Raw genomic sequence first — 12,886 nt, 5'->3', positions numbered from 1 at the left:
GGAGCCCGGCGCGTGCTCCTCGCGCCTTTGAGGATGCATTTTCGGCGAAGTCCGGCAGCGGCTGCCGGTCAGCGAAAAATGCCCCTGCCTCAGTGTGCGGCGGGCGAACTGAACTGCGCCTGACGATGGCGCAGGCAATAGTCGATCAGGTCGTCGATTTCGGTGGCCTTGTCGAACACGGCATCGGCACCGAGGTGCACGCATTTGCGCCGCATGTCAGGCGTGGCGTAGTTGCTGAGCACCACCATCTTCTGCGACGGCCCGCGGTGGCGACAGGCTTCGAGCACGCGAAAACCGGTGCCGTCCTTCAGGAACAGGTCGACGATGGCCAGGTCCCATTGCGACAGGTTGTCCGACAGCCAGCGCGAGCCCTCCTCCTCCGACTCGGCCTCGCCGACCGGATCGACCCGTGCCACCTCGCGCAGCGTACCCACAAGGCTCTTGCGGATGGTCGGGTTGTCTTCGACGATGAAAGTGCGAACTGTGGTCATGGGCTGGCTCGTCTCTACGCTGTGTTCACAGGCTACAAAGTGCACCCGGCACAAGTCGAAGGCATGACACCCCACCGCCGGTAGGACAAGACTGGCGCCCTGCCCCACCGGAGCCATTCAGAGCGTCAGGATCGTGCAGCCCGTGGTCTTGCGCGCCTCCAGGTCGCGGTGCGCCTGCTGCACGTCGGCCAGTGCATAGCGCTGGTCGATCGGGATCTTCACCGCGCCGCTTCGCACCACCGCGAACAGGTCGTCGGCCATCGCCTGCGTGCTTTCGCGCGTGGCCATGTGCGTGAACAGTGTTGGCCGCGTCACATAGAGCGAGCCCTTGGACGCCAGCAAGCCGAGGTTGACCGGCGGCACCGGACCCGAGCCATTGCCGAAGATGGCAAGCAGGCCGAAGGGGCGCAGGCAGTCGATCGAGCCTTCGAAGGTGTCCTTGCCCACCGAGTCGTACACCACCTTCACGCCCTTGCCGCCGGTGATCTCTTTCACGCGGGCCGCGAAGTTCTCGGTGCTGTAGTTGATGGCGTGGGCCGCGCCGTGCGCCAGCGCGAGCTTGCACTTGGCATCGCTGCCGGCCGTCCCGATCAGTTGCAGGCCCAGCGCCTTGGCCCACTGGCAGGCGATCAGCCCGACGCCGCCGGCCGCAGCATGGAACAGGATGAAGTCGCCGGCCTGCAGACCTTCGGCCGGCAGCGTCTTCTTCAGCAGGTACTGGGTGGTCAGGCCCTTGAGCATCATGGCCGCGCCAGTCTCGAAGGAGATGTCGTCGGGCAGCTTGCACACGCACTTGGCCGGCATCACGCGCAGTTCGCAGTAGGCGCCCGGCGGCGGGCTGGCATAGGCGGCGCGGTCGCCGGGCTTCAGGTGCGTCACGCCCTCGCCCACCGCCTCGACGATGCCCGAGGCCTCCATGCCCAACTGCAGCGGCATCGCGAACGGGTAGAGCCCGCTGCGCTGATAGGTGTCGATGAAATTCAGGCCCACGGCCTTGTGGCGGATGCGGATCTCGCCGGGGCCGGGCTCGCCGACTTCCACGTCGACGATCTTCAGTTCTTCGGGGCCGCCATGGCGGTCGATACGGACGGCTTTGCTCATCATCGTTGCAGTCTCCACACGCAGGAAAAGAAGAGGGATGGGCATCCTGCCACGTCTGGGTTTCCCGTGGCGGCGCGGGGCATCATTGCCCGGTAGAGTCGGCGGCCATGCAGACACAGCCGCAGCGCCTCGCTCCCCTTACCGTTCTCCTGCTCGTCGTTCCGCCGCTGCTCTGGGCCAGCAATGCCGTGGTCGGCCGGCTGGTGCGCGACATGGTGTCGCCGCTCACGCTGAACTTCGTGCGCTGGGTCATCGCGTTTGCGCTGCTCTTGCCGCTGGCCGCGCCGGTGTTGCGCCGCAACAGCCCGCTGTGGGCGCACTGGAAACGCTACGCGGTGCTCGGGCTGCTGGGCATCGGCCTGTACAACGCGTTCCAGTACCTGGCGCTGCAGACCTCTACGCCCATCAACGTGACGCTGGTCGGCTCCAGCCTCCCGCTGTGGATGCTCGCGACCGGGGCGCTGTTCTTCAGCGCACGCATCAGTGCCCGCGAAATCGGTGGCGCGCTGCTGTCGATGGTGGGCGTGCTGCTGGTGCTCAGCCGCGGCGAATGGCAGCAACTGCTCGGGCTGCGGCTGGTACCGGGCGACCTCTACATGATTTTGGGCACCATCGCCTGGGCCTTCTACAGCTGGCTGCTTGCGCGCACGCACGAGCCCAAGGCCGTGCGGCAGGACTGGGCCGCGTTCCTGATGTCGCAATTGGTGTTCGGTGTCGCATGGTCGGGCGCGCTGGCCGCCGGTGAATGGACGCTGACACCCGCCCACATCGACCTGGGCTGGCCGCTCATCGCCGCGATGCTGTTCATCGGCATCGGGCCCGCGGTAGTGGCGTATCGCTGCTGGGGCACCGGCGTGCAGCGCGCGGGCCCGCAGGCGGCAAGCATCTTCATGAACCTCACACCGCTGTTCGCGGCGGTGCTGTCGGCGGCCTTCCTGCGGGAGCCGCCGCATTGGTACCACGGCACGGCGTTTCTGCTTATCGTGGGCGGGATCGTGGTGGCGTCCCGGCGCTGAAAACACCGGGCTTCGCGCAGCCTGGGGGCGAGCTCAGTACGTGCCCGGGTAGGCCCCGCCGTCGGCGAGCACGTTCTGGCCGGTCATGTAGCCGGCCTGCATGCTGCAGAGAAACGCGCAGATGGCGCCGAACTCGGCCGGCGTGCCGAAGCGCTTCGCGGGAATGTTCTTCTTGCGGGCTTCCCACACGGTATCGAAGTCCTGGCCCGACTTCTGCGCCGCGCCGGCCATCGTGCCCTTGAGGCGGTCGGTGTCGAAGGAACCCGGCAGCAGGTTGTTGATGGTCACGCCCTGCGCTGCGATGGGCGTGCGCGCCACGCCGGCCACGAAGCCGGTGAGGCCGCTGCGCGCGCCGTTCGACAGGCCCAGGATGTCGATGGGCGACTTCACCGAGCTCGACGTGATGTTCACGATGCGGCCGAAGCCGCGCTTGGCCATGCCGTCGACCGTGGCCTTGATCAGCTCGATGGGCGTGAGCATGTTGGCGTCGACCGCCTTGATCCACGCCTCGCGGTCCCAGTTGCGGAAGTCGCCGGGCGGCGGGCCGCCCGCGTTGGTGACGACGATGTCGAAGTCATGGCCCAGCGCAAACACTGCGGCGCGGCCGGCTTCGGTCGTGATGTCGGCGGCCACGTGCTTGACGAACGGGCCCGATGTGCCCGCAGCTTCCGTCAGCTTCTTCGCAGCCGCTTCCAGTGCCTCGGCGCCGCGCGCCACGATCACCACGTTCACGCCTTCGCGCACCAGCGCCTCGGCGCAGCCGTAGCCCAGCCCCTTGCTCGCGCCGCACACCAGCGCGGTCTTGCCCGCAATACCCAGATCCATGTTGTTGCTCCAGTGATTAAGTCAGTACGGCAAGGGACTTCAGCGCCCCTTGCGTGTGAAAACGAAAATGCCCGCGATGACGAGCACGGTGCCGGCCGCGATCCACGGCGTGAACGGCTCGCCCAGTATGACCACCCCCATGAGGATGGTCGACAGCGGCCCGATCATGCCGGTTTGCGCGGCCACGGCCGGGCCGATGCGCTCGATGGCCATCATCACCATCAGCACGGGCACTGCCGTGCAAAGCGTGGCGTTGAGCACTGACAGCCAGATCACCTCGGGCGCCACCTGCATCGCCACGCTCATCGGCCGCGTCAGCACGAACTGCAGGATGCATAGCACGCAAGCCACCGTGGTAGCCAGGCCCACGAGCCGCAGCGACCCGAGGCGCTTGACGAACTCGCCGCTGTAGACGAGGTAGCCCGCATAGCTCACCGCGCTCAGGAACACCAGGAACGCGCCCCACGCCGCCGCCCCGCCGCCCTTGCCGCCGCCCCCGGTCCACAGTTCGTGGCCGAACACCAGCAGCACGCCGGCATAGCTCACGACCATGCCCAGCACCTGCTGGCGCGTGGCGCGCCGCCGGTACATCAGCCAGCCGAACAGCAGCACCAGCGTGGGGTTGAGATACAGGATCAGCCGCTCGAAGCTGGCCGAGATGTACGCGAGCCCCGCAAAGTCGAGAAAGCTCGCAAGGTAGTAGCCCGAGAAGCCGAGCCCGATCACGCCGATCCAGTCGCGGCCGGTGAGCGCGGGCTTGCCGCGCCCCGCCCACCATGCCATCACGGCAAAGAGCGGCAGCGCGAACAGCATGCGCAGCATGATGAGCGTGATGGCGTCCACGCCGTAGCGGTACGCCAGCTTGACGATGATGGCCTTGCCGCTGAACGCGATGGCGCCCAGCGTGGCGAGTATCAGACCGGACGCATAGCCTTTTCTTGCGCCGTCGTGAGTTGGGATGCCGAGCGATGCGGCTGTCTTGTTCATCCCCCGATCATCGCGGGAACCTCGAGACCTTGCTCAATACCCTGCAGCCAGGCCGTCGCGGCGCGGGTCGCTGGCAGCCACGTAGCCTTCCACCGAAGGCTCGCCCGCGCGCCAGATGAACTGGCCGGCGCCGAAGTCCTGGTACGAGTCGTTGATCACTTCCAGGTGGTGGCCCAGGTCGCGCAGGCCCTGCACCGTGGCCGGGTTCATCGCAGCCTCGACGTTGATCTCGAGCCCCGCGTTGAAGCGCCAGCGCGGCGCGTCGCAGGCGGCCTGCGGGTTCTGCTTGTAGTCGAGCATGCGCACCAGCGTCTGCATGTGGCCCTGCGGCTGCATGTTGCCGCCCATCACGCCGAAGCTCATCACCGGCTGGCCGTCCTTGGTGAGGAAGGCCGGAATGATGGTGTGGAACGGGCGCTTGCCCGGCGCCACCACGTTCGGGCTCTCGGCCTTCAGGCTGAAGCCGTGACCACGGTTCTGCAGGCTGATGCCGAATTCGGGCTCCACGCAGCCCGAGCCGAAGCCCATGTAGTTGCTCTGGATGAAGCTCACCATCATGCCGCTCTCGTCGGCAGCCGTGAGGTAGATGGTGCCGCCCTTCACGGGGTTGCCGGCCTTGAAGTCTTGCGCCTTCTTCACATCGATGAGGCGGGCGCGCGAGGCGAGGTACGCATCGTCGAGCATCTGCTCGGTCGTGACTTCCATCGTCTTGCGTTCCGACACGTAGCGGTACACGTCGGCAAAGGCCAGCTTCATCGCTTCGATCTGCAGATGCTGCGATTGCACCGAGTCGACCGGCAGCGAGGCGATGTCGAACTTTTCGAGAATGCCGAGCGCGATGAGCGCGGCAATGCCCTGGCCGTTAGGCGGAATCTCGTGCAGCGTGTGGCCGCGGTAGTCGCGCGAGATCGGCTTGACCCACTCGGGCTGGTAGGCCGCGAGGTCGGCCACCGTGAGCGCACCGCCCTGCTCGGCCGAGAACTTCGCCAGCGCCTCGGCGATCTCGCCGTTGTAGTAGGCCTCGCCCTTGGTGCGTGCAATGGCCTTGAGCGCACGCGCGGCGGCCGTGAAGCGGAACAGCTCGCCCACCTCGGGCGCGCGGCCCCACGGCAGGAAGGTCTGCGCAAAGCCCGGTTGCGAGCCCAGCAGCGGCGTGGCCGCAGCCCACTTGCCCTGCACCACCGGCGGCACCAGATAGCCGCGCTCGGCGATGTCGATGGCCGGCACCAGCAGGTCGGCGAACGGCAGCTTGCCGAAGCGCTCGCTCATGGCGACCCATCCGCGCACCGCGCCCGGCACCGTGACCGAGTCGATGCCGCGCATGGGCGGATTGGCCGCGTCGGCACCGTACTTGGCCTTGAAGTACTCGGGCGTCCATGCCTTGGGCGCCGGGCCCGAGGCATTGAGGCCGTGCAGCTCCTTGCCGTCCCACAGGATGCAGAAGGCATCGCTGCCCAGGCCGTTGCTCACCGGCTCGACCAGCGTCATCACGGCGGCAGTGGCAATGGCCGCATCGACCGCGTTGCCGCCCTGCTGCAGGATGCGCAGGCCGGCCTGCGAGGCCAGCGGGTGCGAGGTCGACACCACGTTGCGCGCGAAGATCGGGATGCGGGTCGAGAGGTAGGGGTTGTTGAAATCGAAGTTCATTTAGGCGTGCTCTTCTTTCTCTGCTTCATTCGTTGGTGATCTTGCGGTCGACGACGATCTTCTTCCACTTGGCAGCGTCGACGGCGACCATCTTCGCGAACTGGTCGGGCGTGCCCGGAGTCGCGGTTTCGATGCCCAGGCGCGCGAGCTTCTCTTTCACTTCAGGATCGGCCAGCGCTTCGTTGGCCGCCTTGTTGATCTTCGCGACGATGTCGGCCGGCAGGCCCTTCGGGCCGTAGAAGCCGAACCAGGTGTTCGACTCGTAGCCCGGCAGCGTGTCGGCAATGGGCGGCAGTTCGGGCGCCAGCGGGCTGCGCTTGAGCGAGGTAACGCCCAGTGCGCGCAGGCGGCCGTCACGCACGTGCGGCATGCCGGTGGGCAGCGAGTCGAACAGCACGTCGACCTTGCCGCTGATCAGGTCGGGAATGGCCAGCGCCGTGCCCTTGTAGGGAATGTGCGTGACGAACACGCCGGCCTGCGCCTTGAACAGCTCGGCCGTGAGCTGCACGATGGTGCCGTTGCCGCTCGATGCGTAGTTGAGCTTGCCGGGGTTCTTCTTCGCGTAGTCGATCCACTCGCGCACCGTCTTGGCGGGCGAATTGACCGGCACCAGCATGATGCTGGCCGCGTCGCCTACATGCGCGATGGGCGTGAAGTCGCGCACCGTGTCGTAGGGCAGCTTGCTGACGGCCGGGCCGATCGAATGCGTGCTGGTGGTGGCCAGCAGGATCGTGTAGCCGTCGGCCGGGGCTTTGGCAGCCTGGTCGGAGCCGATGGCGCCGCCGGCGCCGGGCTTGTTGTCGACCACCAGTGTGGTGCCGAGCTTCTCGCCCATCTTCTGCCCCAGCGTGCGGGCGAAGAGGTCGGTGGCGCCGGCCGCCGGGAACGGCACGATCAGGCGGATCGGCTTGTTCGGGTAGCCCTGGGCCAGGCTGGCGGACGAGGCGGCCATGCCGAGCGCAACGGCGAGCACCTGGAGGAACTGGAGGCGTTTCATGTACGGAATTCTGTGCCTGTGAACGAAAAAAGGATGCTATGCAGCGGGAGCGCATCAAGCCAGATAATTCTGCTTATTCAACTATCAAAGCTGTTTATGGCAAGGAACACCGCTGAAGAGATCTCGCTGCAGCAGTTGCGGGCGCTGACGGCGGTGGCCGAAACGGGCAGCTTCACACTGGCGGCCGAGGCATTGCAGCTCACGCAGCCGGCCATCAGCCATCTGGTCAAGCGCCTGGAAGAGGAGCTGGCGCAGCCGCTGGTCGTGCGCGGCCGTCGCATCCGCATGACCAACGCGGGCCAGATGATGGTCGACACGGCCGTGCGTGCGCTGCGGCTGATCGATGAATCCGTCGATGCCTGCCGCTCGCAGTCGCAGCTGCGCGAAGGCCGCATCGTGCTGGCGGTGGGCCACCTGACCGCCGGCGCCCTGCTGCCGCCGTTGCTCGGCCGCTTTTCGCAGAAGCACCCGACGCTTGCGACCACGCTGCTCGACAGCACGGCGGATCAGATGATCTCGCGCATCCTCTCGCAGGAGGCAGACTTGGGCTTCGGCTCCGACATCGGCCAGAAGCACTCGGAGCTGGCGACGGAGCCGCTGTTCTCCGACCGCATGGCCCTCTTCGTGCGGGACGACCATGCGCTGGCGCAGCACGCCGTGGTCGAGGCCCGGCACCTGGAGGCGCTGCCCTTCATCCACGTCAACCCCGACGCCAATGTGTGGCGTGCCGTGAGCCGCCAACTGTCGAGCATGGCCAACGTGTACCCGCGCGTGGTGCATCACGTGTCGATGCTGTCGACAGCCTTCGGCCTCATCCAGGCGGGTGCAGGGGTAGCGCTGCTGCCGCGCTATGTGGAAGTGCTGATGCCGGCCAACCTGCGGGCGTTGGGCGTGGTGCGGCCCACGCTGGAGTACCCGGTGGTCGCCATCCGGCTGGCCAAGCACCCGCTCAACCCGGCTGCCATGGCTTTTCTGGCGATGGCTCGGCAGCATATGAAGCCGCCCCGAACGCGCACCTAAAGAGTCGTCGCATCAACGAAAAACGGCGCCCGAAGGCGCCGTCTTGAAGGGGGCAGAACGCCGTCAGTCTTCGACGAAGGCCTCTTCGCGCTTCGACTTCACAGCCGGCAGCAGCACGATGATCAGCAGCAGCGCAGCAGCAGCCAGCAGGCTCGCCGAGATCGGACGCGTCACGAACACGCTCCAGTCGCCGCGCGACAGCAGCAGCGAACGGCGCAGGTTCTCTTCCATCATCGGCCCGAGGATGAAGCCCAGCAGCAATGGTGCAGGCTCGCAACCCAGCTTGAAGAAGGTGTAGCCCACCAGACCGAAGATGCCCACCATCCAGATGTCGAAGGTGTTGTTGTTGGTCGAGTACACGCCGATCGCGCAGAACAGCACGATGGCGGGGAACAGGTACTTGTACGGCACCGACAGCAGCTTGATCCACATGCCGATCAGCGGCAGGTTCAGGATGATCAGCATCGCGTTGCCGATCCACATCGAGGCGATCAGGCCCCAGAACAGCTCGGGATTGCTGGTCATGACCTGCGGACCCGGCTGGATGTTGTGGATCGTCATTGCGCCCACCATCAGCGCCATCACCGCGTTGGGCGGAATGCCCAGCGTCAGCAGCGGGATGAAGGAAGTTTGCGCACCGGCATTGTTGGCCGACTCGGGAGCCGCCACGCCGCGGATGTTGCCCTTGCCGAAGGGCACTTCGCCCGGCTTCAGCTTGGTCTTCTTCTCGATCGTGTAGGCCGCGAAAGCCGCCAGCAGCGCTCCGCCGCCAGGCAAAATGCCAAGAGCCGCGCCCAGTGCCGTGCCGCGAAGCACCGCGGGAACCATGCGCTTGAAGTCTTCCTTGGTCGGGAACAGGCCCGAGACCTTGGCAGTGAACACTTCACGCTCGTCATCGGGGCGCGAGAGGTTGGCAATGATTTCGCCATAACCGAACACGCCCATGGCGATGGCCACGAAGCCGATGCCGTCTGTGAGTTCCGGAATGTCGAAGCTGTAGCGAGCGACACCCGAGTTCACGTCGGTGCCGACCAGACCCATCAGCAGGCCCAGCACGATCATCGCGATGGCCTTGAGCAGCGAGCCCGAAGCCAGCACCACGGCGCCGATCAGGCCCAGGATCATCAGCGAGAAGTATTCGGCAGGGCCGAACTTGAAGGCCAGCTCGGTCAGCGGCGGTGCGAAGGCGGCCAGGATCAGCGTGCCCACGCAACCAGCGAAGAACGAACCCAGGCCGGCGGCAGCGAGTGCCGGGCCCGCACGGCCCTTGCGCGCCATCTGGTAGCCGTCGATCACGGTCACCACCGACGATGATTCGCCCGGCAGGTTGACCAGAATCGCGGTGGTGGAGCCGCCGTACTGCGCGCCGTAGTAGATGCCGGCCAGCATGATCAGCGCCGACACGGGCGGCAGCGCGTAAGTGGCGGGCAGCAGCATCGCGATGGTCGCGACCGGGCCGATGCCCGGGAGCACGCCGATCAGCGTGCCCAGAATGCAGCCGACGAGGCAGTACAGCAGGTTGGTGAAGGTAAAGGCAACGCCAAAACCCATCGAGAGGTGTTCAACCAATTCCATGATGTGAGCAGCTTTCTTCTCAGCCGGTGATGAAGGTCGGCCAGACCTGGATCTGGAGCTTCAGCGCCCAGATGAACGCGACATAGCTGCCGACGGCCAGCACAGTGGCCAGGACGAGCACGCTGGGCAGCTTGAACTCATGGCCCGCAAGGCTGGAGATGATCACCAGCGCGTAGATGGCGATGATCATGCCCATGGCCGGCACGCCGATGCTCGGCAGGCCGCCGAGCAGGATGCCGAATGCGAGGTTGGCGCCCAGGATGAACACCACCTGCTTCCAGGCCCACTTGCCGATCTTTTCGCCGTCGGTGGTTTCAACGGTGAGCCCGCTGAACATGATCCCGAGGCCGATGAGGGCCATCAGGATGCCGAGCATCAACGGGAAATAACCCGGACCCATGCGGGCCCCGGTGCCCACGGTGTAGGTGGTGGCGCCCCATGCGAACGCCACACCCACCACCGTGAACATCAGACCCGAGAAAAAGTCTTTCTGACTCTTGATCTTCACGAACAGTCTCCTCGAACAAATTTCGATGCGGGATTGTCGAGTCAGCTTCCGGTCAGACTGATGTGGATTCCACTAACCAAAGGCCTAGGGATAACCCGAAAGGTCTCAGCGGCCTTCCGGATGTCGAACTGCCGAATTATTCCAGCGGCGGCGTGGCGCTCAGCACCTCTTCGATGGTCGTCACGCCTTCAGCCACGCGCAGCGCGCCAGCCAGCCGCAGCGGCCGCATGCCGTCGATCACGGCCTGCCTGCGCAGCCCGCCCAGGTTGGGCTCCTTCGTGACCTGCGCCTTGAACGCCTCGCTGATGCTCAGCAGTTCGTACAGCCCCATGCGGCCCATGTACCCGGTCATGCGGCAATCGACACAACCCACCGGCTTGTAGGCGCGCACCGAGCCCGTGATCTGCCACGGCTTGACGATGGTCTCCAGCTTCTCGCGGGTGACGGTGTCGTCGGGCTGCTTGCAGTTGGGGCACAGCGTGCGCACCAGCCGCTGTGCGAGCACGCCCAGCATCACCGCGTTGATGAGGTACGAAGGCACGCCCAGCTCCATCATCCGCGTGATGGCGCTCGGCGCGTCGTTGGTGTGCAGCGTGCTGAACACCAGGTGGCCGGTGAGCGCGGCCTGCACCGCCATCTCGGCGGTGGCGAGGTCGCGGATTTCGCCGACCATGATGATGTCCGGGTCCTGCCGCATCAGCGCGCGCAGGCCTTCGGTAAACCCGAAGTCCAGCTGCGGCTGCACCTGCGTCTGGTTGAACGACGGCTCGATCATTTCGATCGGGTCTTCCACCGTGCTCACGTTGACCTCTTCGGTCGCCACGCGCTTGAGCGTGGAATACAGCGTGGTGGTCTTGCCCGAGCCCGTGGGCCCAGTCACCAGGATGATGCCGTTGGGCCGCGTGACCAGCTGTTCCCAGCGTTGCGCGTCGTGCTGCGCAAAGCCCAGCGCGTCGAGGTCTTTCACTGCCGTGTCGGGATCGAAGATCCGCATCACCATCTTCTCGCCGAAGGCGGTCGGCAGGGTTGACAGGCGCATTTCGACTTCGTCGCCGCGCATGTTGCGGGTCTTGATGCGGCCGTCGAGCGGGCGGCGCTTTTCCACCACGTCCATGCGGCCCAGCAGCTTGATGCGCGCGACCATCGCGTTCATCACGCCCATCGGCATCTGGTAGGCCGGATGCAGGATGCCGTCGATGCGAAAGCGGATCACGCCCTGCTCGCGGCGCGGCTCCAGGTGGATGTCGCTCGCGCGCTGGTCGAAGGCGTATTGCCACAGCCAGTCGACCACCTGCACCACGCTCTGGTCGTTGGCGTCGAGCTGCTTGTTGCTCTTGCCGAGCTCCACCAGCTGCTCGAAGCTCGCGCCGCCGGTGTTGCCGCCGGCCTTCTGCGCGGCGCGCACCGACTTCGCCAGCGCGAAGAACTCGGCCGTGTAGCGCTGGATGTCGGCCGGGTTGGCGACCACGCGGCGCACCGAGCGGCGCGCCTGGCGCTCGACCTCGGCGATCCAGTCGGTGAGGAAGGGCTCGGCCGTGGCCACCACCACCTCGTTGGGCAGCACCTGCACCGGCAGCACCTTGTGGCGCTCGGCATAGGCGGCGCTCATGGTGTCGGCCACCTTGCCCACGTCGACCTTGAGCGGGTCGATGCGCAGGTACGTGAGCCCGGCGCGGCCCGCGAGCCATTGCGTAAGCATTTCAAGATCCAGCGGCTTGTTGTCGCTCTCTCGCGTCATGGCCACGTTGGCCAGCCGCACCAGCGGTGCCTGCCGGCTTTCGGCCTGCGCGCAGCGCGCGATGGTGCGCTTGGCTTCGACCGGGGAAATCACGCCATCGGCGGCGAGCCATTCAATAAGGCGCCGCAGATCGAGCGGGCCTTCGTGGCGGGCGGCCAGGGGGGCGGGAGCAGAAACAGCGGGAACAGCGCTCATGAGCCGGCAGGTCGAGTGATTGAAATATTCAGGGGCTTGAAGACTCGCAACCATTTCGGCGCGGGCAAGCCCCAGCGAGTCTGGATCGTTTGGGCGCGCTCGGCAAGCGCCTCGCGCTTCGGACGGCTCGGCGTGCGCTGCGCGAGCACCACCGTGTTGCCTTCGCGCGTCGGCTTGAAGGCCCAGACGGCGTCGGCGCCGAATGCACCGGCGATCTTTTCGAGGCTGCGCTCGTAGCTCGACGAGCGGCCGAAGAGGTTGACCGTCATGCAGCCGTCTTCGGTGAGCAGCGCGCGGCAGTCGGCATAGAAGTCTTCGCTGTCGAGCACGGGCGCGGCGGCCTCGTGGTCGTACAGGTCGACCTGCAAGGCATCGACAGTGCCGTGCCATTCGGGCTTGCGGATCTCGGCGGCCGCGTCGGCGATCACCACGCGCAGCTTCGGGTCGTCGGGCGGCAGCTTGAACCAGCCGCGGCAGGCCGACACCACCTGCGGATTGAGCTCGATCGCGGTGGTGCGCATGCGCAGGATCTTGCGGCTGAACTTGGTGAGCGTGGCCGCACCCAGGCCGAGCTGCATCGCATGGCGGGTGGCGACGGTCTTGCCGTCGGCAAACAGCAGCCAGGCCATCATGCGCTGCACATATTCGAGTTCGATCTCGAAAGGCGCGTCGAGCTTCATCGAACCCTGGACCCATTCGGTGCCCAGGTGCAGGTAGCGGATGTCGCCCCAGTCGGAGAAATTGACTTCGGGGAGAGAAATAGAAGTTTTGCTCGATGCCATCGAT

The 12,886-nt window shown here is 66.2% G+C and carries 12 protein-coding genes; 2 read left to right on the top strand and 10 right to left on the bottom strand.

The window, feature by feature from the left end:
• Window positions 1-89 precede the first annotated feature (89 nt).
• Complete coding sequence (locus ACN9MV_RS07290; protein WP_093048906.1) at window positions 90-491, bottom strand: response regulator; 402 nt, start codon at window positions 489-491, stop codon at window positions 90-92.
• A 117-nt stretch (window positions 492-608) separates the two neighbouring features.
• Window positions 609-1,592: a quinone oxidoreductase family protein gene (locus ACN9MV_RS07285; protein WP_093050337.1), complete on the bottom strand. Its 984-nt coding sequence runs from the start codon at window positions 1,590-1,592 to the stop codon at window positions 609-611.
• Window positions 1,593-1,699: 107 nt separating this feature from the next.
• On the opposite strand from ACN9MV_RS07285, the gene ACN9MV_RS07280 reads away from it, so the two are divergent.
• Complete coding sequence (locus ACN9MV_RS07280) at window positions 1,700-2,608, top strand: DMT family transporter (RefSeq protein ID WP_426391710.1); 909 nt, start codon at window positions 1,700-1,702, stop codon at window positions 2,606-2,608.
• Window positions 2,609-2,641: 33 nt separating this feature from the next.
• On the opposite strand, the gene ACN9MV_RS07275 is transcribed toward ACN9MV_RS07280, so the two are convergent.
• The 4 genes from ACN9MV_RS07275 to ACN9MV_RS07260 are packed head-to-tail and all read right to left on the bottom strand — an operon-like array spanning window position 2,642 to window position 7,064.
• Entirely contained in the window at window positions 2,642-3,433 is a 792-nt protein-coding gene (locus ACN9MV_RS07275; RefSeq protein WP_426391708.1) for an SDR family oxidoreductase, read from the bottom strand.
• A 39-nt stretch (window positions 3,434-3,472) separates the two neighbouring features.
• The gene (locus ACN9MV_RS07270; RefSeq protein WP_093048898.1) at window positions 3,473-4,420 is read right to left on the bottom strand and encodes a DMT family transporter; all 948 of its coding nucleotides are present in this window, start codon (window positions 4,418-4,420) and stop codon (window positions 3,473-3,475) included.
• 33 nt (window positions 4,421-4,453) lie between these two features.
• Window positions 4,454-6,067, bottom strand: a complete 1,614-nt coding sequence (locus ACN9MV_RS07265) for a gamma-glutamyltransferase family protein (protein ID WP_093172371.1) — start codon at window positions 6,065-6,067, stop codon at window positions 4,454-4,456.
• A 25-nt stretch (window positions 6,068-6,092) separates the two neighbouring features.
• Window positions 6,093-7,064, bottom strand: a complete 972-nt coding sequence (locus ACN9MV_RS07260; RefSeq protein WP_426391707.1) for a Bug family tripartite tricarboxylate transporter substrate binding protein — start codon at window positions 7,062-7,064, stop codon at window positions 6,093-6,095.
• Between the two features lie 96 nt (window positions 7,065-7,160).
• Here ACN9MV_RS07260 and ACN9MV_RS07255 point away from each other — a divergent pair, with 96 nt between their 5' ends.
• On the top strand, window positions 7,161-8,084 hold the full coding sequence (locus ACN9MV_RS07255; protein WP_093048889.1) for a LysR family transcriptional regulator: 924 nt from the start codon (window positions 7,161-7,163) through the stop codon (window positions 8,082-8,084).
• A gap of 63 nt (window positions 8,085-8,147) precedes the next feature.
• Here the strand turns inward: ACN9MV_RS07255 and ACN9MV_RS07250 are convergent, their stop codons facing one another.
• From ACN9MV_RS07250 to ACN9MV_RS07235, 4 genes are all read right to left on the bottom strand, one after another.
• Entirely contained in the window at window positions 8,148-9,659 is a 1,512-nt protein-coding gene (locus ACN9MV_RS07250; protein WP_093048886.1) for a tripartite tricarboxylate transporter permease, read from the bottom strand.
• A 19-nt stretch (window positions 9,660-9,678) separates the two neighbouring features.
• On the bottom strand, window positions 9,679-10,167 hold the full coding sequence (locus ACN9MV_RS07245; RefSeq protein WP_093048883.1) for a tripartite tricarboxylate transporter TctB family protein: 489 nt from the start codon (window positions 10,165-10,167) through the stop codon (window positions 9,679-9,681).
• Window positions 10,168-10,303: 136 nt separating this feature from the next.
• The gene (locus ACN9MV_RS07240; RefSeq protein ID WP_093048880.1) at window positions 10,304-12,100 is read right to left on the bottom strand and encodes a GspE/PulE family protein; all 1,797 of its coding nucleotides are present in this window, start codon (window positions 12,098-12,100) and stop codon (window positions 10,304-10,306) included.
• Entirely contained in the window at window positions 12,097-12,882 is a 786-nt protein-coding gene (locus ACN9MV_RS07235) for a spermidine synthase (RefSeq protein ID WP_093048877.1), read from the bottom strand. Before ACN9MV_RS07235 ends, ACN9MV_RS07240 begins: the two co-directional genes overlap by 4 nt.
• Between the last annotated feature and the right edge of the window lie 4 nt (window positions 12,883-12,886).

This window comes from Variovorax sp. R-27 (genome assembly GCF_049913215.1).
Taxonomy (GTDB): Bacteria; Pseudomonadota; Gammaproteobacteria; order Burkholderiales; family Burkholderiaceae_C; genus Variovorax.
The sequence above is the reverse complement of the archived record's forward strand: the minus strand, read 5'-3'. Positions and strand labels throughout refer to the sequence as shown.

Excerpts from the sequence above, each read along its gene's own strand:
- ACN9MV_RS07290 (WP_093048906.1), bottom strand. The coding sequence starts at position 491 with ATGACCACAGTTCGCACTTTCATCGTCGAAGACAACCCGACCATCCGC.
- ACN9MV_RS07285 (WP_093050337.1), bottom strand. The coding sequence starts at position 1,592 with ATGAGCAAAGCCGTCCGTATCGACCGCCATGGCGGCCCCGAAGAACTG.
- ACN9MV_RS07280 (WP_426391710.1), top strand. The coding sequence starts at position 1,700 with ATGCAGACACAGCCGCAGCGCCTCGCTCCCCTTACCGTTCTCCTGCTC.
- ACN9MV_RS07275 (WP_426391708.1), bottom strand. The coding sequence starts at position 3,433 with ATGGATCTGGGTATTGCGGGCAAGACCGCGCTGGTGTGCGGCGCGAGC.
- ACN9MV_RS07270 (WP_093048898.1), bottom strand. The coding sequence starts at position 4,420 with ATGAACAAGACAGCCGCATCGCTCGGCATCCCAACTCACGACGGCGCA.
- ACN9MV_RS07265 (WP_093172371.1), bottom strand. The coding sequence starts at position 6,067 with ATGAACTTCGATTTCAACAACCCCTACCTCTCGACCCGCATCCCGATC.
- ACN9MV_RS07260 (WP_426391707.1), bottom strand. The coding sequence starts at position 7,064 with ATGAAACGCCTCCAGTTCCTCCAGGTGCTCGCCGTTGCGCTCGGCATG.
- ACN9MV_RS07255 (WP_093048889.1), top strand. The coding sequence starts at position 7,161 with ATGGCAAGGAACACCGCTGAAGAGATCTCGCTGCAGCAGTTGCGGGCG.
- ACN9MV_RS07250 (WP_093048886.1), bottom strand. The coding sequence starts at position 9,659 with ATGGAATTGGTTGAACACCTCTCGATGGGTTTTGGCGTTGCCTTTACC.
- ACN9MV_RS07240 (WP_093048880.1), bottom strand. The coding sequence starts at position 12,100 with ATGAGCGCTGTTCCCGCTGTTTCTGCTCCCGCCCCCCTGGCCGCCCGC.
- ACN9MV_RS07235 (WP_093048877.1), bottom strand. The coding sequence starts at position 12,882 with ATGGCATCGAGCAAAACTTCTATTTCTCTCCCCGAAGTCAATTTCTCC.